Here is a 16,936-nt window from a genome sequence, read left to right as displayed (position 1 = left end):
CGCGCTCCCTGATGCAGGGCGACTACATGCGCCTGAACTTCCGCCTGCCTTCCGAGGACAGGGACGTGGAGAAAGAGAACCTGCGCAGCGGACGCCTCTACGCCATCGGCAAGCTCGATGAGCAGGGCGTGGTGCAGTGGCTGCGCACCGGCACGGCCAGCGAGCCGCTGGCGCCCGGCGAACAGCGCTTTGAACTCACCCCGCGCGGCGGCCGGTGGACGCTGGTGACGGATGCCTGGTACTTCCGCGAAGGCGATGGCCAGCGCTGGGAGCAGGCCCGCTACGGCGAGTTCCGCGTGGAACCCGACGGGCGTGCGCTGCTGGTGGGCATGGCTGACGCGCAACTGCGCCCCATCGTGCCCTGAGCGCACCACGCAAATCACTCGAAACTGTCGCCCTCGGCCAGCGGCGCATGCCGGTAGCTGGCCGGCGTGCGGCTGAGCTTGACGGGCGCGCCCAGGCCCCGGTAGCCGCCCTCCATCTCCACCACCATCTCGCGGTGCAGGGTATGCGGGTGGTTGAGCGCCGCGTCCACGCCCAGTACGGGTGCGGCGGGCACGCCGATGGCCATCAGCGCATCGGCCAGGGCGGGGCCGTCGCAGGACTGCAGGGCCTGCTCCAGCAGCGGCTTGAGCGCATCGCGGTGGTGCGAGCGCTGGCCGGCCGTGGCAAAGCGCTCGTCGGCCACCAGTTGCGGGCATCCCAGGTGCTCGCACAGCAGGCGGAACTGGCGGTCGTTGCCCACGGCCAGGAAGACCGGCGTGGTGCCCGTGGCAAAGCTGTCGTAGGGATAGATGTTGGGATGGGCGTTGCCCGAGCGCCCTGGCGTCCTGCCGCTCATGAACCAGTTGCCCGCATGCGGATGCAGCAGCGAGATGCCGCTGTCGTACAGCGAGACATCGACCAGCTGGCCCAGGCCGCTGCGCTGGCGCTCCTGCAGCGCCAGCAGCACGCCGATGACGCCGTTCATGCCCGTGACCATGTCCACCACGGGCAGGCCCACGCGCAGCGGATCGCCGCCGGCCTCGCCGTTGACGCTCATCAGCCCCGTCATGGCCTGGATGGCCGCGTCATAGCCGGGCCAGGCACCCAGCGGACCATCGGCGCCGAAGCCGCTGACGCGGCACCAGATGAGGCGCGGAAAGCGCTCGCGCACCTGCTCCCAGCCAATGCCCCACTTTTCCATGGTGCCGATCTTGAAGTTCTCCACCACCACGTCGGCCTGCCCCATCAGCGCCAGCACGGCCTGCTGGCCTTCGGGCAGGGACAGGTCCAGGAACTGCAGCCGCTTGTTGCGGTTCAGGCCCCGGTAGTAGGAGGACACTCCGTCCTGGAACGGCGGCCCCCAGGCGCGCGTATCGTCGCCCTGCGGCGGCTCCACCTTGAGCACGTCGGCGCCGTGGTCGCCCAGGATCTGGCCGCACAGCGGGCCACCAAGAATGCGGGAGAGGTCGAGGACACGGATGCCCTGGAGCGCTCCCGCCCGTTGATTTGTGTTCATGGGGATACTCTCGTCAGTCGAGCTTGGCGCCGGAGGCATCGACCACGGCCTTCCACTTGGTCACTTCCTGCGCGATGAAGGTCGACAGCCCCGCTGGCGAAAGATCGGAAGCCGGCTCCAGCCCCTGGTCGGCAAAGGTCTTGCGGATGCGCTCGCTGCCCAGGGCCTTGCGGAAGGCCGCGTTCAGCGTCTCGATGCGGTCGGCCGGCGTGCCGGCAGGTGCCACCACGCCGAAGAACACGCTCACGTCGTAGCCGGGCAGGCCCTGCTCGGCGATGGTGGGAATATCGGGCATGGCCTGGGAGCGCTTTTCCGTGGCCACGCCAATGGCCTTGAACTTGCCGGCCTTGATGTAGGGCATGGCGGTGAGGATGTCGGTGAAGGTCATGTTCACCTGCCCCGCCAGCAGGTCGTTGAGCGCCGGGCCCGTGCCCTTGTAGGGGATGTGCTGCAGCGAGGTGCCGGCCATCTTGTTGAACAGCACGCCGGCCAGGTGCGAGGAGGCACCGTTGCCCGAGGATGCATAGTCCAGGCTGCCCGGCTTGGCCTTGTCCTGCGCAATCAGCTCCTGCACGGTGGTGGCCTTGGTCGCCGGATTGACCACCAGCACGTTGGGCAGGTGGCCCACGCGGATGATGGGCGCGAAGCTGGTCTGCGGGTCGTAGTTGATCTTGCGGTACAGGTGCTTGTTGATGGCCAGCGGCCCCGAGGTGCCGAACATGATGGTGTAGCCGTCCGGCCTGGCGCGGGCCACGAAGTCGGCGCCGATGTTGCCGCCTGCGCCGGCCTTGTTCTCCACGATCACGCTCTGGCCCAGCGTCTCGGTCAGCGCCGTGGCCAGCACGCGTGCCATGGCGTCCGTAGGCCCGCCGGGCGGGAAGGGAACGACGAAGCTGATGGGCCGCTCGGGAAAGCGCTCGGCCAGTGCGGCGGCCGGCAGCGCGGCGGTGGCGGCGAGCGCACAGGCGCACAGGAATCGGCGTTTCTGGAAGGACGGCTTCGGGTCAGTGCAAGGCATGGTGTTTGTCTCCGGTACTTGTGCGGTCATCCCTGTGGACGGGATGTGTGTTCTGGGTCGGTGCGGTCGATGGGCTCAGCGTGTCCAGCCTTCGGGCAGGTCGCCTGCCGCCAGCGGGTCGCGCGGCAGCACGCGGTGCAGCAGCACCAGCTGGGCCCAGCGCATGCGCTCGGCGCTGCCGGTGCACGAGGCCTCCCAGGCCATGGCCGTGGCCGTGAAGCAGTGGTACAGGCCCGAGGCGGCGGCGCGCGCCAGGCGGTCACCGCCCTCCTCGGCCGCGCGCAGGGCCAGGGCCGCAGCCTTGTCCATGCTGGCCGACAGCGCGGCCTTGAATTCCGTGGCCGCCTCGGTCTGGGCCAGCAGCTGGGCCGCGTGGTCGCACAGCACGGGCAGCGAGCCTTCTCGCTTGATGGCGCGGATCACGTCCAGCGCCACGATGTTGCTGGTGCCTTCCCAGATCGATCCCAGGTGGGAGTCGCGCACCAGGCGCGGATCGCTCCATTCCTCGATGTAGCCGCATCCGCCGCGCACTTCCATGGCGTCGCCCGTGACCTTGCGCGCGTCGCGGCAGGCGCGGAACTTGATCATGGGCGTGAGGATGCGCAGCAGCGCGTAGGCGCCGTCTTCGCCTGCGTCCGAACGCTGCAGCGCCTGGGCCGTCTGCAGCACCATGGTGCGGGCCTGCTCGGAGTAGATGCGCAGCTTGTCGAGCTGGCGCTGCATCAGCGGCATGTCCTGCAGGGCCTTGCCGAAGGCGCGGCGCTCGCGCGCCACGTACTCGGCCTCGGCCACGGCACGGCGCATCAGCCCGGCCGAGCGCACGCCGTTGGACAGGCGCGAGTTGTTCACCATGTCGGCCATCTGCACGAAGCCCCGGCCCTGCTCGCCCACCAGGTAGGCGACGGCGCCGTCGAGCACGATCTCGCCGCTGGCCATGGAGCGCGTGCCCAGCTTGTGCTTGAGGCGCACGATGCGGTAGTGGTTGGCCGAGCCATCGTCCAGCCGGCGCGGCAGCAGGAACAGCGAGATGCCCTTCATGCCCGCTGGCGCGCCTTCCACGCGCGCCAGCACCATGGCGAAGTCGGCATCGGGGTTGGAGCAGAACCACTTGTCGCCGGACAGGCGCCAGCTGCCGTCGGCGGCCGGGCGAGCCAGCGTCTGGGTGTTGGAGATGTCGGAGCCGGCCGCCTGCTCGGTCATGAACATGGCGCCCTGGGCCTGGTCCTCGAAGCGCAGCTGCGTCATGCGCGGCCAGTACTTTTCGACCAGGGCCGGCTCGCCGTACTTGCGCAGCGTGCGCGCCAGCGAGTCGGTCATGGACAGCGGGCAGCACAGGCCGAACTCGGCCTGCACGAACAGATAGGTCAGCGCGTACTTGGCCAGCGGCGGCAGCTTGCCATCCCAGCCCAGCACGCCCGTGCGGTGCGACATGATGGCCAGGCCGAACTCGCCATAGGCAATGCGCTCCATCTCCACATAGGCCGGGTGCTTGACTATGCGCTGCGCATCGCGCCCCGTACGGTCGCGGTGCTCCAGCTCGGGCGGGTTGCGGTCGGCGGTCAGCGCCCATTCATCGAGTTCGCGGCCGGCCAGGGCACCCATGCGCTCCAGATGGGGCTGCAGGTGCGCGTTCACCTCGGGCGGCAGGTACAGCGCCAACAGCGGCTGCAACTGCGAATCGGTGGTGTACAGGTTGCTGCCGTGGCGGTCGGGCACGGCCTGGAAAGCCTGGGCGGGGGAAGACTGCATGGCGGCCAGCGCCTGCGGTTCGGGGTTCATGGTCTGTCTCCTGTGCGGGAACCGGGCCCGGGCGCATGGGCTCCGGGTCTTGGGGATGCCCCCATTCTTGGAAACAGTTCTATTCGAGTCAAATATCGATAACGTATTGATCAATAGTCAAACCGGATAGAACGCCATGGAGCTGAGACAACTGAGGTACTTTCTGGTGCTGGCCGAGGAGCTGCACTTCAGCCGCGCAGCCCAGCGCCTGTCCATCTCCCAGCCGCCGCTGAGCGTGGCCATCCGCCAGCTGGAGGAGGAGTTGGGCGCCCAGCTGTTCGAGCGCACCAGCAAGGAGGTGCGGCTCACGGCCGCCGGCAAGCACCTGCGCGTGCAGGCCCAGGACATCATGGAGCAGGCCCAGCGCGTGCGCCAGGACATGCGCGCCATCGCCGACGGCGTGCAGGGCCGCATCCGGCTGGGCTTTGTGGGTTCGGCCATCTACCGCGGGCTGCCCGAGGCGCTGGAGAGCTTTCGCGCCCGGCACCCGCTGGTGCGCATCGACATGCTGGAGCTCAACAGCGCAGAGCAGATCGCCGGCCTGCAGCAGGAGCGGCTGGACCTGGGCCTGCTGCACGCCACGCGCCCCGCGCCAGGCCTGCAATCACACACCCTGGTGAGCGAGCCGTTCATGGCCTGCCTGCCGGACAGCCACGCGCTGGCCGGACTGCGCAAGCTGCAGGTGCGCCAGCTGGCGGGCGAACGCATGGTGCTGTTCTCGCGCCAGGTCTCGCCCGACTACCACCAGCAGATATGGCAGATCTGCCAGAGCGAGGGCTTCACGCCCGAGCTGCACCACGAGGTGCGGCACTGGCTGTCGGTGCTGTCCATGGTGTCGCTGGGCCAGGGCGTGTCCCTGGTTCCGTCCTGCCTGCAGCGCGTGGGCTTTCCGGGGCTGGCCTTCGTGCCCATCCAGGGCCGGCACCCGCAGTCGCAGATGCAGGCCATGTGGCACCCGGGCCATGTGCAGCCCCTGGTCGAATCGCTGCTGGCCCACCTGCGCGACAGCGTGGGCAGGCTGGGGCAGCAGCCCTAAACGCCACACCCTTGCTCAGTTCACTCTGTCCAAAACCGGCGTGACCCAAAAGCGAGGGACACCGAGCAAGGGCCGCCCCGCCGCCAGGGTGTCGTCCCCCTTGCAGGGGGAAGCCGCATAGCGGCTCACGGGGTTTCCAACTTCATTCCAGGAGCTGCCTGAGAACGTACGGCAGGATGCCGCCGTGCCGGTAGTAGTCCACCTCGATGGGCGTGTCGATGCGCAGCTTGACCACCACGGTCTGCTTGCTGCCGTCGGCACGCGTGATCACCAGCTGGGCCTCGCTTTGCGGTGCCAGGTCGGCGGCGGGAATCACTTCCACGAACTCCTCGCCCGTCAGGCCCAGGGTCTGCCAGCTGTCCGTGCCCAGGAACTGCAGCGGCAACACGCCCATGCCCACCAGGTTGGAGCGGTGGATGCGCTCGAAGCTGCGCGCCACCACGGCCTTGATGCCCAGCAGCTGCGTGCCCTTGGCGGCCCAGTCACGGCTCGATCCCGTGCCGTATTCCTCGCCTGCAAAGATCACGGTGGCACGGCCCTCGGCCTGGTACTTCATGGCCGCGTCGTAGATGGGCATCTTGGTGACCTGGCCCGTGCCGTCGCGGTACAGCGTCAGGCCGCCCTCCTCGCGCGAGCCATCGGCCTGCGCGGGAATCATCAGGTTCTTGATGCGCACGTTGGCAAAGGTGCCGCGCATCATCACCTCATGGTTGCCGCGCCGCGAGCCGTAGCTGTTGAAGTCGGCCTTTTGCACGCCGTGGGCCAGCAGCCACTGGCCTGCGGGCGAGCTTTCCTTGATGGAGCCGGCCGGCGAGATGTGGTCGGTGGTGATGGAGTCGCCGAACAGCGCCATCACGCGCGCGCCGTGCACCACGTAGGGGTTGGAGCCCTCGGCGCCGGCAGCACCGGCGGCAGGCGCTTCCAGCTCAAGCCGGAAGCCGTCGAAGAACGGCGGCTCGGCAATGTAGGTGCTCTCGGGCCAGGTATAGGTGGCGCCCGTCACGCCGTGGATCTTTTCCCAGAGCTTGCCGGGCTCGGAGCGCACCTTCTCGTAGTTCTCGCGGAAGGCCTTGCCGTTCATGGCGTACTTCATCAGCGCGTGGATCTCTTCGCTGGTCGGCCAGATGTCGCCCAGGTAGATGTCACGGCCGTTCTTGCCCTGGCCCACGGGCTCGGTCATCAGGTCGCGGCGCACCGTGCCGGCAATGGCATAGGCCACGACCAGGGGCGGGCTGGCCAGGAAGTTGGCCTTGATGTTGGGGTGGATGCGCGCCTCGAAGTTGCGGTTGCCCGACAGCACGGCCGCGCAGACCAGGTCGTTGCTGGTGATGGCCTCGTTGAGCTCCGGCGTGAGGTCGCCCGCGTTGCCGATGCAGGTGGTGCAGCCGTAGCCGGCCAGCGCAAAGCCCAGCTTTTCCAGGTAGGGCAGCAGGCCGGCCTCGGTCAAATACTCGGTCACCACGCGCGAGCCCGGCGCCAGAGAGGTCTTGATGTGCGGCTGCACCGTGAGCCCGGCCTTCACCGCCTTCTTGGCCAGCAGGCCGGCGGCCAGCATCACGCTGGGGTTGGAGGTGTTGGTGCAGCTGGTGATGGCGGCAATCAGCACGTCGCCGTTGGCGATGCTCAGGCGCTTGGGTGGCGTTGGGGCATCGACCGGCGCCTCGCTGTGGGCGGCCTCCAGCTTGGGCTTGTTGGCCTCCATCTCGGCCAGCGAGCGCTGCGCGCCCGGCGGATGGGCCGGCGTCTCGGGCGCCACCTCGCCCTCGCCGCCACCGCCTACGGGAAAGCTCCGGCCCAGCCGTTCGATCGGCTGGTTGAACCCGTTGTGCGCAGCAGGGGCGCTGAACAGCTCATCGAACTTGGACGACACATTGCCCAGCTCGATGCGGTCCTGCGGGCGCTTGGGTCCGGCCAGGCTGGGCGCCACCGTGCCCAGGTCCAGGCGCACCACATGCGAGTAGTCGATCTCGCCGGCGGCCGGCACGCCGAACAGTTCCTGTGCGCGGAAATAGCCCTCGAAGGCCTCGATCTCGGCCTTGCTGCGGCCCGTGCCCCTGAAGTAGTCGATGGTCTTTTCATCGACGGGGAAAAAACCCATGGTGGCGCCGTACTCGGGCGCCATGTTGCCGATGGTGGCGCGGTCGGGCAGCGCCAGGGTGCGCGTGCCTTCGCCGAAGAACTCCACGAACTTGCCCACCACCTTCTCGCGGCGCAGGATCTCGGTCACCGACAGCACCAGGTCCGTGGCCGTCACGCCCTCGCGCAGCTGGCCCGACAGCTCGAAGCCCACCACATCGGGCGTGAGGAAGTACACGGGCTGGCCCAGCATGGCGGCCTCGGCCTCGATGCCGCCCACGCCCCAGCCCACCACGCCGATGCCGTTGATCATGGTCGTGTGGCTGTCCGTGCCCACCAGGGTGTCGGGGTAATGCACGCCGTCCTTGGTCTTGTGCACGCCGCGCGCCAGGTACTCCAGGTTCACCTGGTGGACGATGCCGAAGCCCGGAGGCACCACGCCGAAGGTGTCGAAGGCCTGCATGCCCCACTTCATGAACTGGTAGCGCTCCTTGTTGCGCTGGAACTCCAGCTTCATGTTCAGGTCCAGCGCCTTCTTGGTGCCGAAGTAGTCCACCATGATGGAGTGGTCCACCACCAGGTCCACGGGCACCAGCGGCTCGATGGACTTGGGCTTCTTGCCCAGCCTGGCGGCCGTGCTGCGCATGGCGGCCAGGTCGGCCAGCAGCGGCACGCCCGTGAAATCCTGCAGCACCACGCGAGATACCACGAAGGGGATCTCGTCCACGCGCTCGGCCTGGGGCTTCCAGTTCGCCAGCTGCTCCACATGCTCGCGCGTCACCTTGTTGCCATCGCAGTTGCGCAGCACGGACTCCAGCACGATGCGCAACGACACGGGCAATCGCCGGACCTGTGGATATTGCCTTGCCAGTTCAGGCAGGGAAAAGAACTTGCCCTTCTTGCCCCCCGCCGCAGCAAAGGTCTTGAGGGTGTTTTCATATTCGTGGCGCATCGTGAGACTCCTGGATGAAACTCTGGGAAGGCACATGCGCGCCGCCTTTTTTTCCGGGCTGCTGGGCATGCACCAAGACTCTGATTTCCATTGTGCCCAGAAGTGCCCGCGGATGCTGTGGTCCATTGGCGATAGTCACACGCGGACAACGCTGTCCGCGCGGAAAAAGCGGCAGGCTTTCACAGGGCTGTCATCGAACCGGCCAGCGAAGCCCTGCTGCGCCACAACCCCGCGCACTGCAGATCGCCCAGCGCCACGCCGATGGCCGCCTGGCCCAGCACCCATGCCCAGCCTGCGGGCGCAGGCTCCAGCACGCCGCTGTACAGCACAACCCCGCAGGCCAGGGCCCAGCCGAAGTTGCCGAACACGGCAATGGCCACCAGCCCCCGGCTGCGCGGCATGCGGCACGCGCCCCAGCCAGCCACGCAAGCCCAGGCCAGCAAGAAGCACCCCGTGCCCAGCAGCAGCGCCTGCGGCAACCCCGTGACAACGGCCAGTGGCTGCGCGAAGGCCAGTTGCACAGCACCGGCAGCGGCACAGCAGATGGCGTCGGCCCACAGGGTGCGGGGCAGGAAACGGGCATGGGAAAACATCGGCATCAGCACTCCTTGTGGATTGCCGGGCATGCACCTCGCAAGCCGGCCCTGCCGATGCTCCGCCGCCACCGCCCCCCGCGTCCATGACCTGCCAGGTCATGCCAGCCCCGCTGGAGCAACTCCAGTCGCTATGCCACAATCCGCACCAGCCCCCTGTCACGGGGCCGGTGCTTGAAAACACCTTTGAAGAATAGCGGAGCGGCCTCCCCGATAGCGAGGCCTTGTCACGTCTGATTTGCTTGGATCGTGGGCGCTTGCCTGCATCCGAACGGTTTGGGACGGGATGGGGCTCACCGCAAGGCTGCCCGCACGACTATTCTCGTGTTTTCAACATCCCGTCCACCATTGCTGTGCTTGAAAACCCGGCCTGGTGGTTCAGTCTCGAATAGGAGCACGGAACCATGTACATCGCATCCATCTCGATGGCCCGCCTCACCTTTGCATGGAGAGCCGAGCCATGACACCCAGACCCCCACCCAGCGCCGAGCATTTCACCCAGGTCGTGACCGAGGTGGACCGCCTGGTGCAGCAAGGCTGTGCCGAGATCTCGGCACTCTCCCGCATGGCCCTGCTGTGGCTGGAAACGCCCGAGACCAGCAACCGCCTGGAGGTGCTCGCCAGCGCCCTGCGCACCATCCGCAACAGCGCCGACATGCTGGCCAGCGAAACCAGCGGCGAAGTCGTCGCCGTGGGCTGCTCCCACCACGTCAAAAGCAGCGCAGTCCCCTGAACCCGGCCGAGCGCAGCAAAGGCCCGCACCAGCTCCCCGTATGCCAGCGCCTGCGTCGGGCCGCCTTCTTTGATCTGACCTTTCTTGGCGAATCAAGAAAGGGCAGTCGGCTGCCGGGCCGAGACCCGGCCTCGAAAAACAACGGCCCGCAGGGTCAAAACAAGCCCGCTGTAGTCATGACATGGCAACACGCGCACCGCCAACCACAGCACGCGTGCGCCGCAACCCAGTCCACTGCAACTCAGCCAACACCACAACCACCAACGCCTGAGCCAACACCCACGCCACCCCCCAGGCAGACAACCCCAACCCACCAAACGCCAACAGCGCAACACAGCCCACAGCCCACCCCAAATTCCCCAAAACCACCAGCCCGATCAACCGCCGCGGCACAGGCGAGCGCGCCGCCATCCACGCAGCCAGCAGCGCATAGCCCAGCAAAAACCAGCCTGTGGACTGCAGCAGCGCCAGAGGCAACCCCGTCACATCCGACAGCGGCTGCCCCGCCACCAGTTGCAAGGCGCCCGAGGCGGCGCAGGAAGCAGCATCGGCCCACATCACGCGGGGCAGGAAACGGGGGGAAGCGAACATCGACATGGCGAACTCCTTGAGAGCAACAGGCACACACCGTGCATGCCATGGACTGCATGGTCCGCCGCAGGCTGCACAGGGTCGATAACCTCGCAGGTCATGGCCGCCACGCCAGCCCCGCCGCTACGATGCGGACCATGACCTCCACCGCCCATCCACCGTCCGCGCGCTCGCCCTTCGGCGACCATCTGCGCCACTGGCGCCAGCACCGCCGCCTGAGCCAGCAGGGCCTGGCGCTGGAGGCCGAGATCTCCACACGCCACCTGAGCTATGTGGAAACCGGCCGCGCCCAGCCCAGCCGCGAGATGGTGCTGCGCCTGGTCGAGCGCCTGGGCGTGCTGCTGCGCGAGCGCAATGCCCTGCTGGTGGCCGCAGGCTACGCCCCCATGTACCAGGCCCGGCCGCTGGACCACCCGGATCTGGCCGCCGCGCGCCAGGCCGTGGACCTGGTGCTCAAGGGCCACGAACCCAATCCCGCCCTGGCCGTGGACCGTCACTGGAACCTGGTGGCCGCCAACGCCATCGTGCCGCTGCTGCTGGCCGGCGTGGCGCCCTGGCTGCTGGAGCCGCCCGTCAATGTGCTGCGCCTGAGCCTGCACCCCGAAGGCCTGGGCCCGCGCCTGGCCAATGCAGCCCATTGGCGCGCGCATCTGCTGCACCGCCTGCAGCAGCAGATTGCCGCCACGTCGGATGCGCAGTTGCAGGCGCTGCACGACGAGATTGCCGCCTACCCGTTCAAGGAAGATGAAGCGGACTCACATGGCGCAGCACCTGCCAGCCACATTGCCGTGCCCTTCGCGCTGGACACCGACCATGGCCGGCTGAACTTCATCAGCACCATCACCATCTTCGGCACGCCGGTGGATGTGACGCTGCAGGAGCTGGCCGTGGAGTCGTTCTTTCCGGCGGATACCGCAACCCAAGTGTTGCTGAGCCAATTGAGATCAGGAACTGCAACGCACCCGTGAAAGAGCCCGCTTTCGCCGCAGGGGCGAGGTGGAGCGAAAGACCATGCCTATGGACAAGAAAATCATCATCATTGCGGGCCCCAACGGTGCGGGTAAAACCACGTTCGCCCGCTCTTTCCTGCCACAGGAGGCTCAGTGCCCCCGCTTCATCAATGCAGACCTGATCGCGGCTGGACTATCCCCCTTCGCACCAGAGGCGGCCGCCATCAAGGCAGGACGCTTGATGCTGGACGAAATGGCCGCTTGCGCTGATCGTGGTGACAGCTTTGCTTTCGAGACCACTCTTTCAGGCCTGGGCTACCTGCGGCATATCGACCATTGGCGCTCGCAGGGCTACCGCGTTGATCTGTACTTTCTGGCCTTGCCCAACGCGCAGGCCGCTGTGGATCGCGTTGCGGAGCGTGTGAGCCAGGGCGGGCATGACATCCCAGAGCCAGTCATCCGCCGCCGTTTTGCCGCCGGACGATCCAATTTCGACCAGCACTACAAGGCCAAAGTCGATACATGGGCTTTGTACGACAATGCGGGAGCCATGCCAGTGCTGCTCGAATGGAGAGAGAACACATGAAGACACCCGACATTTCCACAGCCAAGAACCCCGACCTGCGCGCATCGATGGCTGCGTTGCAGCGCGCCGCTGCGCTGGCCCGCAAGACAGCCATCCAGACGGATACCGGCATCGTCATCGTGCGTGATGGGCAAATCGTGCACGTATCGGCGCAGGAGCTGCGGCAGAGCGCCGAAAGCACGGAAAAGCAGCCGGGCTGAATCCACTCAACCGGCGAGTGCGATGGGCACGGCAAGGCCACAGTCACCAAAAAGCCCGCCAAGGCGGGCTTTGCTCATGGAGCCGGATCAGGCTGGACTCAGGCGCTCACGCCCTTGGCCACGTCCGCGTACTCTTGGAATCGAGACTCCAGCGTGCACTGCCTCAAGGCTTGAGCCTGTCGGCAAGCCGCGCCATCAAATCCATGCGCTCGTGCAGTATGGCGACCACCAAGGCGGGCGCATCTTCGCGCAGCAGGCAAAACACATGGTGATGTTCGCAACGGGCCACGCGCAAGCCGGGGAAGACTTCGCCGAGGTCCTTGAAGCCTGCCTTTCCTGCCACCAGGCCGGCAATCCCACGCTCCAATGCACTGATGTATTGCCTTACCTGTTCATCGCCCCATTGCCTGCGCGTATGGCGGATGATGCCGCGCAGGTCGGCCTCTGCCGCAGCGGTGAGCCGGTAGTGTCTCAACGCCGCCCCTCGCCCAGCTCTTCATCAAGAATCTCTCCAATGCTCTTGCCGGAGACCTTGCCAGCAAGTCCTTCATTGATGCGCTCTCCCAGCACGGCCGCCAGTTCCTGCCACGCCTGACCGGCGTCCGCGTCGCCGGGAAACAGCCGCTCAAGCGTGTATTGCTCGATCGTTTTGCCTTGTAAAGCAGCAGACGCCTGGAGGCTTTGGTGCTGCTGCGGGGTCATGTCGATGGTCAGGCGGCTCATGGCGAGGCTCCACTGGTTCACTTGGTTTCCACGTTAGCACATGCTCAAAAGCATGCTTGCGGACATGCCAGATGCCCAGACAGACCCATCGCAAAAGACAAAGCCCGCCGAAGCGGGCTTTGCTCATGGAGCCGGATCAGGCCGGACTCAGGCGCTCACGCCCCTGGCCACGTCCGCGTACTCTTCGATCTGGTCGAAGTTCATGTAGCGGTAGACGCTGGACTTGTCGGCATCGATCACGCCCATTTCCTTGAGGTATTCCTCCTTGGTGGGCAGCTTGCCCAGGCGCGATGCGATGGCAGCCAGCTCGGCCGAGCCCAGGAACACGTTGGTGTTCTTGCCCAGGCGGTTGGGGAAGTTGCGGGTCGAGGTGGAGATCACCGTCGCGCCTTCGCGGACCTGGGCCTGGTTGCCCATGCACAGCGAGCAGCCCGGCATTTCGGTGCGGGCACCGGCCGTGCCGAAGGCGGCGTAGTGGCCTTCCTTGATCAGCTCGTTCTGGTCCATCTTGGTGGGCGGAGCCACCCACAGCTTGACGGGGATGTCGCGCTGGCCGCCCAGCAGCTTGGCTGCTGCGCGGAAGTGGCCGATGTTGGTCATGCACGAACCGATGAAGGCTTCATCGATCTTGGTGCCGGCCACTTCGGACAGGAACTTGGCGTCATCGGGATCGTTGGGGCAGCAGACGATGGGTTCCTTGATGTCGGCCAGGTCGATCTCGAACACGGCAGCGTATTCGGCGTCCTTGTCGGCTTCGAGCAGGTCGGGCTTGGCCAGCCAGGCTTCGACCTTCTCGATGCGGCGCTGCAGCGTCTTGGCGTCGGCGTAGCCGTCGGCGATCATGTTCTTCATCAGAACGATGTTCGAGGTCAGGTACTCCTTGATCGGCTCGGGGTTGAGCTTGATCGTGCAGCCGGCAGCCGAGCGCTCGGCAGAGGCGTCGGACAGCTCGAAAGCTTGCTCCACCTTCAGGTCGGGCAGGCCTTCGATTTCCAGGATGCGGCCCGAGAAGATGTTCTTCTTGCCGGCCTTGGCCACGGTCAGTGCGCCTGCCTTGATGGCGTACAGGGGAATGGCATGCACCAGGTCACGCAGGGTGACGCCGGGCTGCATTTCGCCCTTGAAGCGCACGAGCACGGACTCGGGCATGTCCAGGGGCATCACGCCCGTGGCGGCGCCGAAGGCCACCAGGCCGGAACCTGCAGGGAAGGAGATGCCGATGGGGAAGCGCGTGTGCGAGTCGCCGCCCGTGCCCACGGTGTCGGGCAGCAGCAGGCGGTTGAGCCAGGAGTGGATCACGCCGTCACCGGGACGCAGGGCCACGCCGCCGCGGTTGCTGATGAAGGCAGGCAGCTCGCGGTGGGTCTTGACGTCCACGGGCTTGGGGTAGGCAGCCGTGTGGCAGAAGGACTGCATGACCATGTCGGCCGAAAAGCCCAGGCAGGCCAGGTCCTTGAGCTCGTCGCGGGTCATGGGGCCGGTGGTGTCCTGCGAACCCACGGTGGTCATGCGCGGCTCGCAGTAGGTACCGGGGCGCACGCCCTGGCCTTCCGGCAGGCCGACGGCGCGGCCGACCATCTTCTGGGCCAGCGTGAAGCCGGCGTTCGAAGCAGCGGGCGCCTGGGGCAGGCGGAACACGGTGGATGCGGACAGGCCCAGGAATTCGCGGGCCTTGGCGGTCAGCGAGCGGCCGATGATCAGGTTGATGCGGCCGCCGGCGCGCACTTCGTCGAACAGCACGTCGCTCTTGAGCTGGAACTCGGCGACGGTTTCGCCGTTCTTGACCAGCTTGCCGTCATAGGGCAGCACGTCGATGACGTCGCCCATCTCCAGCTTGGTGACATCGACTTCGATGGGCAGCGAGCCCGAATCTTCCTGCGTGTTGAAGAAGATGGGAGCGATCTTGCCGCCCAGGGTCACGCCGCCGAAGCGCTTGTTGGGCACGAAGGGGATGTCCTGGCCCGTGGCCCAGACGATGGAGTTGGTGGCCGACTTGCGCGAGGAGCCGGTGCCGACCACGTCGCCCACGTAGGCGACCAGGTGGCCCTTCTTCTTGAGGTCGTCGATGAACTGCATCGGGCCGCGCTTGCCGTCTTCCTCGGGCTTGAAGGCCGCGTCGGGACGGGTGTTCTTGAGCATGGCCAGGTAGTGCAGCGGGATGTCTGGACGGCTCCAGGCATCGGGTGCAGGCGACAGGTCGTCGGTGTTGGTCTCGCCGGGCACCTTGAAGACGGTGACGGTGATCTTCTTGTCCACTTCGGGGCGCGAGGTGAACCACTCGGCGTCGGCCCAGCTCTGCATGACTTCCTGGGCCTTGGCGTTGCCGGCCTTGGCCTTGGTGGCCACGTCGTTGAAGAAGTCGAACATCAGCAGCGTCTTCTTCAGCGCGTCGGCAGCGACGCCGGCGACTTCGGCGTCGTCCAGCAGCTCGATCAGGGGATGCACGTTGTAGCCGCCCACCATGGTGCCCAGCAGCTCGGTGGCCTTGGCCTTGGAGATGAGAGCCACCTGGATGTCACCGTGGGCCACGGCTGCCAGGAAGCTGGCCTTGACCTTGGCGGCATCGTCCACGCCCGGAGGAACGCGGTGCGTGAGCAGGTCGAGCAGGAAGGCGTCCTCGCCAGCGGGCGGGTTCTTGATCAGCTCGATCAGTTCGGCAACCTGCTTGGCATCCAGCGGCAGCGGGGGGATACCGAGCGCGGCGCGTTCGGCCACGTGGTCACGGTAGGCTTTCAACATGATTCTCTCTCCATGGTTTTCTAAAGTGGGGCTGCTTGCGGGACGCTCAGGTCCGGGCCTGGATTACTGGCCGGCGGGCTTGGGTGCTTCCAGCAGGCTGGGAGGCGGGTTCTTCTTGATGGCCTCGGCCACCTGAAGCTGGTCAGGGCTCATGCATTCGTCGGCCAGGCGCTGGCCGACCTTCTGGTTCATGAGCATGGACTTGTTGGCGATCTGCAGCCAGACGGCGCCGGCATGCTTGTCTTCCAGGCGCACGGTGCCGGTCGAGGTCTTGACGGGCGCCATGTGGTACTTGAAGCCCTTGCCGTCGATGTTGAAGTAGCCGGGGTTGGACTGGTCGGCCGTCACATTGACGAAGGCGCCCAGCTCGCAGGGAATGCGGCCGGTGTGCACGCGCTCCGAGATGGCCAGGTCTTCGGCGGACAGCGGCTGCTGGGCAGCAGCTGCCACGGCCGCCGCACCGCCGACTGCGGCAGCGCCGGCAGCGGCCTTGGCCGCGGTGGCCTTCTTGGCGGGAGCCTTCTTGACCGCAGGCTTGGCGGCGGCCTTGGCCGGAGCCTTCTTGGCAGGTTCGGCGGCGCTGGCGCCCAGGCCCATGGCCAGCAAGGGGGCTGCGATCAGGATGGAGGCGATAGCTGTCTTCATACGTTGGGCTCCTGCAAATTCCCGGTGTGGGCTAAGCAAGTGATTCTGATGCAAACCAGGGCTGCACCTGCGGGGGCAGCGCCTGGCCGGTCTGGTGGGCACGTGTGAGCAACTGCCAGAAGTAGCGGTAGCTCGCCCGGTCATGTAATACACCATCCACGCTGACGGGCGCCCAGTCGGCGGCCTCGGCGGCGGTAAGTATTTGTGCGGCCTGCGCCACTTCGTCGGCCTGGGGCGCGAACGCGGCGAGGATGGGACGGATCTGGTCCGGGTGGATGCTCCACATGCGGGTATAGCCGAGCCGCCGTGACGCCTGTGTGGCAGCGGCCTGCAGCGCCTGTGGATTCCTGAATTCGGTGACCACGCAGTGCGAAGGCACCTTGCCGTGCGCGTGGCAGGCAGCTGCGATCTCCAGCTTGGCACGCACGACCAGCGGATGGTCGAACTGGCCGGCCGAGCCCATGGCCGAGGCGGGAATCGCGCCGCCATGGGCCGAGACGAAGTCCATCAGGCCGAAGGAAATGCTCTGCACGCGCGGGTGTGCGGCGATGTCGAAGGCACGGTGCACGGCGGCGGGCGACTCGATGAGCACATGCAGCGGCAGTTCGCGGCAGCCCAGTCGGCCCAGATGCCGCTCGGCCAGCAGCACGTCGTCCACGCTTTCCACCTTGGGCAGCATGAGGTGGCACAGGCGGTCGCCGGCCTCGCCGACGATGATGTCCAGGTCCTGCGCGAAACTGGCGTGGTCCACGGCATGCACGCGCGCAGCCACGCGGGCGCCGGGCGCGGCATCGCGCGCCAGCGAGGCCACCAG

The 16,936-nt window shown here is 66.9% G+C and carries 17 protein-coding genes; 6 read left to right on the top strand and 11 right to left on the bottom strand.

Going from position 1 to position 16,936, the window contains the following annotated elements; genetic code table 11:
• Positions 1–365, top strand: a 365-nt coding sequence (locus L995_RS09875; RefSeq protein WP_047471296.1) for a GDYXXLXY domain-containing protein, incomplete at its 5' end; no start/stop codon positions are given.
• A 14-nt stretch (positions 366–379) separates the two neighbouring features.
• Here the strand turns inward: L995_RS09875 and L995_RS09870 are convergent.
• The 3 genes from L995_RS09870 to L995_RS09860 form a co-directional block, all read right to left on the bottom strand.
• Positions 380–1,501 carry a CaiB/BaiF CoA transferase family protein gene (locus L995_RS09870; RefSeq protein ID WP_047471293.1) on the bottom strand — a complete coding sequence of 374 codons (1,122 nt, stop codon included), beginning with the start codon at positions 1,499–1,501 and terminating at the stop codon, positions 380–382.
• Positions 1,502–1,514: 13 nt separating this feature from the next.
• Positions 1,515–2,519: a Bug family tripartite tricarboxylate transporter substrate binding protein gene (locus L995_RS09865; RefSeq protein ID WP_016450211.1), complete on the bottom strand. Its 1,005-nt coding sequence runs from the start codon at positions 2,517–2,519 to the stop codon at positions 1,515–1,517.
• A gap of 75 nt (positions 2,520–2,594) precedes the next feature.
• Positions 2,595–4,298, bottom strand: a complete 1,704-nt coding sequence (locus tag L995_RS09860; RefSeq protein WP_047471291.1) for an acyl-CoA dehydrogenase family protein — start codon at positions 4,296–4,298, stop codon at positions 2,595–2,597.
• 136 nt (positions 4,299–4,434) lie between these two features.
• Here L995_RS09860 and L995_RS09855 point away from each other — a divergent pair, with 136 nt between their 5' ends.
• A complete protein-coding gene (locus tag L995_RS09855; RefSeq protein ID WP_047471289.1) occupies positions 4,435–5,334 on the top strand; it encodes a LysR family transcriptional regulator in 900 nt (299 codons plus the stop codon).
• Positions 5,335–5,476: 142 nt separating this feature from the next.
• Here the strand turns inward: L995_RS09855 and L995_RS09850 are convergent, their stop codons facing one another.
• Positions 5,477–8,362, bottom strand: coding sequence for an aconitate hydratase (locus L995_RS09850; protein WP_047471287.1), 2,886 nt, complete (start codon positions 8,360–8,362; stop codon positions 5,477–5,479).
• Positions 8,363–8,541: 179 nt separating this feature from the next.
• Positions 8,542–8,961, bottom strand: coding sequence for a hypothetical protein (locus tag L995_RS09845; protein ID WP_016450208.1), 420 nt, complete (start codon positions 8,959–8,961; stop codon positions 8,542–8,544).
• A 454-nt stretch (positions 8,962–9,415) separates the two neighbouring features.
• On the opposite strand from L995_RS09845, the gene L995_RS09840 reads away from it, so the two are divergent.
• On the top strand, positions 9,416–9,688 hold the full coding sequence (locus tag L995_RS09840) for a hypothetical protein (RefSeq protein WP_016450207.1): 273 nt from the start codon (positions 9,416–9,418) through the stop codon (positions 9,686–9,688).
• Between the two features lie 174 nt (positions 9,689–9,862).
• Here the strand turns inward: L995_RS09840 and L995_RS09835 are convergent, their stop codons facing one another.
• Complete coding sequence (locus L995_RS09835; protein ID WP_047471285.1) at positions 9,863–10,285, bottom strand: hypothetical protein; 423 nt, start codon at positions 10,283–10,285, stop codon at positions 9,863–9,865.
• 131 nt (positions 10,286–10,416) lie between these two features.
• Here L995_RS09835 and L995_RS09830 point away from each other — a divergent pair, with 131 nt between their 5' ends.
• The 3 genes from L995_RS09830 to L995_RS09820 are packed head-to-tail and all read left to right on the top strand — an operon-like array spanning position 10,417 to position 12,015.
• Positions 10,417–11,247 (top strand): helix-turn-helix domain-containing protein, encoded by an 831-nt coding sequence (locus L995_RS09830; protein ID WP_047471283.1) that lies wholly within the window; start codon positions 10,417–10,419, stop codon positions 11,245–11,247.
• 43 nt (positions 11,248–11,290) lie between these two features.
• Positions 11,291–11,815: a zeta toxin family protein gene (locus tag L995_RS09825; RefSeq protein ID WP_047471281.1), complete on the top strand. Its 525-nt coding sequence runs from the start codon at positions 11,291–11,293 to the stop codon at positions 11,813–11,815.
• The gene (locus L995_RS09820; RefSeq protein WP_047471279.1) at positions 11,812–12,015 is read left to right on the top strand and encodes a hypothetical protein; all 204 of its coding nucleotides are present in this window, start codon (positions 11,812–11,814) and stop codon (positions 12,013–12,015) included. The genes L995_RS09825 and L995_RS09820 overlap by 4 nt, the downstream gene beginning before the upstream one ends.
• 163 nt (positions 12,016–12,178) lie before the next feature.
• On the opposite strand, the gene L995_RS09815 is transcribed toward L995_RS09820, so the two are convergent.
• The 5 genes from L995_RS09815 to L995_RS09795 form a co-directional block, all read right to left on the bottom strand.
• Positions 12,179–12,490, bottom strand: coding sequence for a type II toxin-antitoxin system RelE/ParE family toxin (locus L995_RS09815; RefSeq protein WP_047471277.1), 312 nt, complete (start codon positions 12,488–12,490; stop codon positions 12,179–12,181).
• Positions 12,487–12,738, bottom strand: a complete 252-nt coding sequence (locus tag L995_RS09810) for an antitoxin (protein WP_012204354.1) — start codon at positions 12,736–12,738, stop codon at positions 12,487–12,489. Before L995_RS09810 ends, L995_RS09815 begins: the two co-directional genes overlap by 4 nt.
• Before the next feature lie 147 nt (positions 12,739–12,885).
• Positions 12,886–15,477 (bottom strand): bifunctional aconitate hydratase 2/2-methylisocitrate dehydratase, encoded by a 2,592-nt coding sequence (gene acnB / locus L995_RS09805; RefSeq protein ID WP_047471275.1) that lies wholly within the window; start codon positions 15,475–15,477, stop codon positions 12,886–12,888.
• Positions 15,478–15,540: 63 nt separating this feature from the next.
• On the bottom strand, positions 15,541–16,122 hold the full coding sequence (locus L995_RS09800) for a hypothetical protein (protein WP_016450203.1): 582 nt from the start codon (positions 16,120–16,122) through the stop codon (positions 15,541–15,543).
• Between the two features lie 31 nt (positions 16,123–16,153).
• A partial coding sequence (locus L995_RS09795) for an HpcH/HpaI aldolase/citrate lyase family protein (protein ID WP_047471272.1) occupies positions 16,154–16,936 on the bottom strand: 783 nt, incomplete at its 5' end.

The organism is Delftia sp. ZNC0008, from assembly GCF_000799035.1.
Taxonomy (GTDB): Bacteria; Pseudomonadota; Gammaproteobacteria; order Burkholderiales; family Burkholderiaceae_C; genus Comamonas; species Comamonas tsuruhatensis.
Note: the sequence above shows the minus strand (reverse complement) of the source record. Positions and strands in the feature narration are given on the sequence as shown.

Excerpts from the sequence above, each read along its gene's own strand:
- L995_RS09870 (WP_047471293.1), bottom strand. The coding sequence starts at position 1,501 with ATGAACACAAATCAACGGGCGGGAGCGCTCCAGGGCATCCGTGTCCTC.
- L995_RS09865 (WP_016450211.1), bottom strand. The coding sequence starts at position 2,519 with ATGCCTTGCACTGACCCGAAGCCGTCCTTCCAGAAACGCCGATTCCTG.
- L995_RS09860 (WP_047471291.1), bottom strand. The coding sequence starts at position 4,298 with ATGAACCCCGAACCGCAGGCGCTGGCCGCCATGCAGTCTTCCCCCGCC.
- L995_RS09855 (WP_047471289.1), top strand. The coding sequence starts at position 4,435 with ATGGAGCTGAGACAACTGAGGTACTTTCTGGTGCTGGCCGAGGAGCTG.
- L995_RS09850 (WP_047471287.1), bottom strand. The coding sequence starts at position 8,362 with ATGCGCCACGAATATGAAAACACCCTCAAGACCTTTGCTGCGGCGGGG.
- L995_RS09845 (WP_016450208.1), bottom strand. The coding sequence starts at position 8,961 with ATGCCGATGTTTTCCCATGCCCGTTTCCTGCCCCGCACCCTGTGGGCC.
- L995_RS09840 (WP_016450207.1), top strand. The coding sequence starts at position 9,416 with ATGACACCCAGACCCCCACCCAGCGCCGAGCATTTCACCCAGGTCGTG.
- L995_RS09835 (WP_047471285.1), bottom strand. The coding sequence starts at position 10,285 with ATGTCGATGTTCGCTTCCCCCCGTTTCCTGCCCCGCGTGATGTGGGCC.
- L995_RS09830 (WP_047471283.1), top strand. The coding sequence starts at position 10,417 with ATGACCTCCACCGCCCATCCACCGTCCGCGCGCTCGCCCTTCGGCGAC.
- L995_RS09825 (WP_047471281.1), top strand. The coding sequence starts at position 11,291 with ATGCCTATGGACAAGAAAATCATCATCATTGCGGGCCCCAACGGTGCG.
- L995_RS09820 (WP_047471279.1), top strand. The coding sequence starts at position 11,812 with ATGAAGACACCCGACATTTCCACAGCCAAGAACCCCGACCTGCGCGCA.
- L995_RS09810 (WP_012204354.1), bottom strand. The coding sequence starts at position 12,738 with ATGAGCCGCCTGACCATCGACATGACCCCGCAGCAGCACCAAAGCCTC.
- acnB (WP_047471275.1), bottom strand. The coding sequence starts at position 15,477 with ATGTTGAAAGCCTACCGTGACCACGTGGCCGAACGCGCCGCGCTCGGT.
- L995_RS09800 (WP_016450203.1), bottom strand. The coding sequence starts at position 16,122 with ATGAAGACAGCTATCGCCTCCATCCTGATCGCAGCCCCCTTGCTGGCC.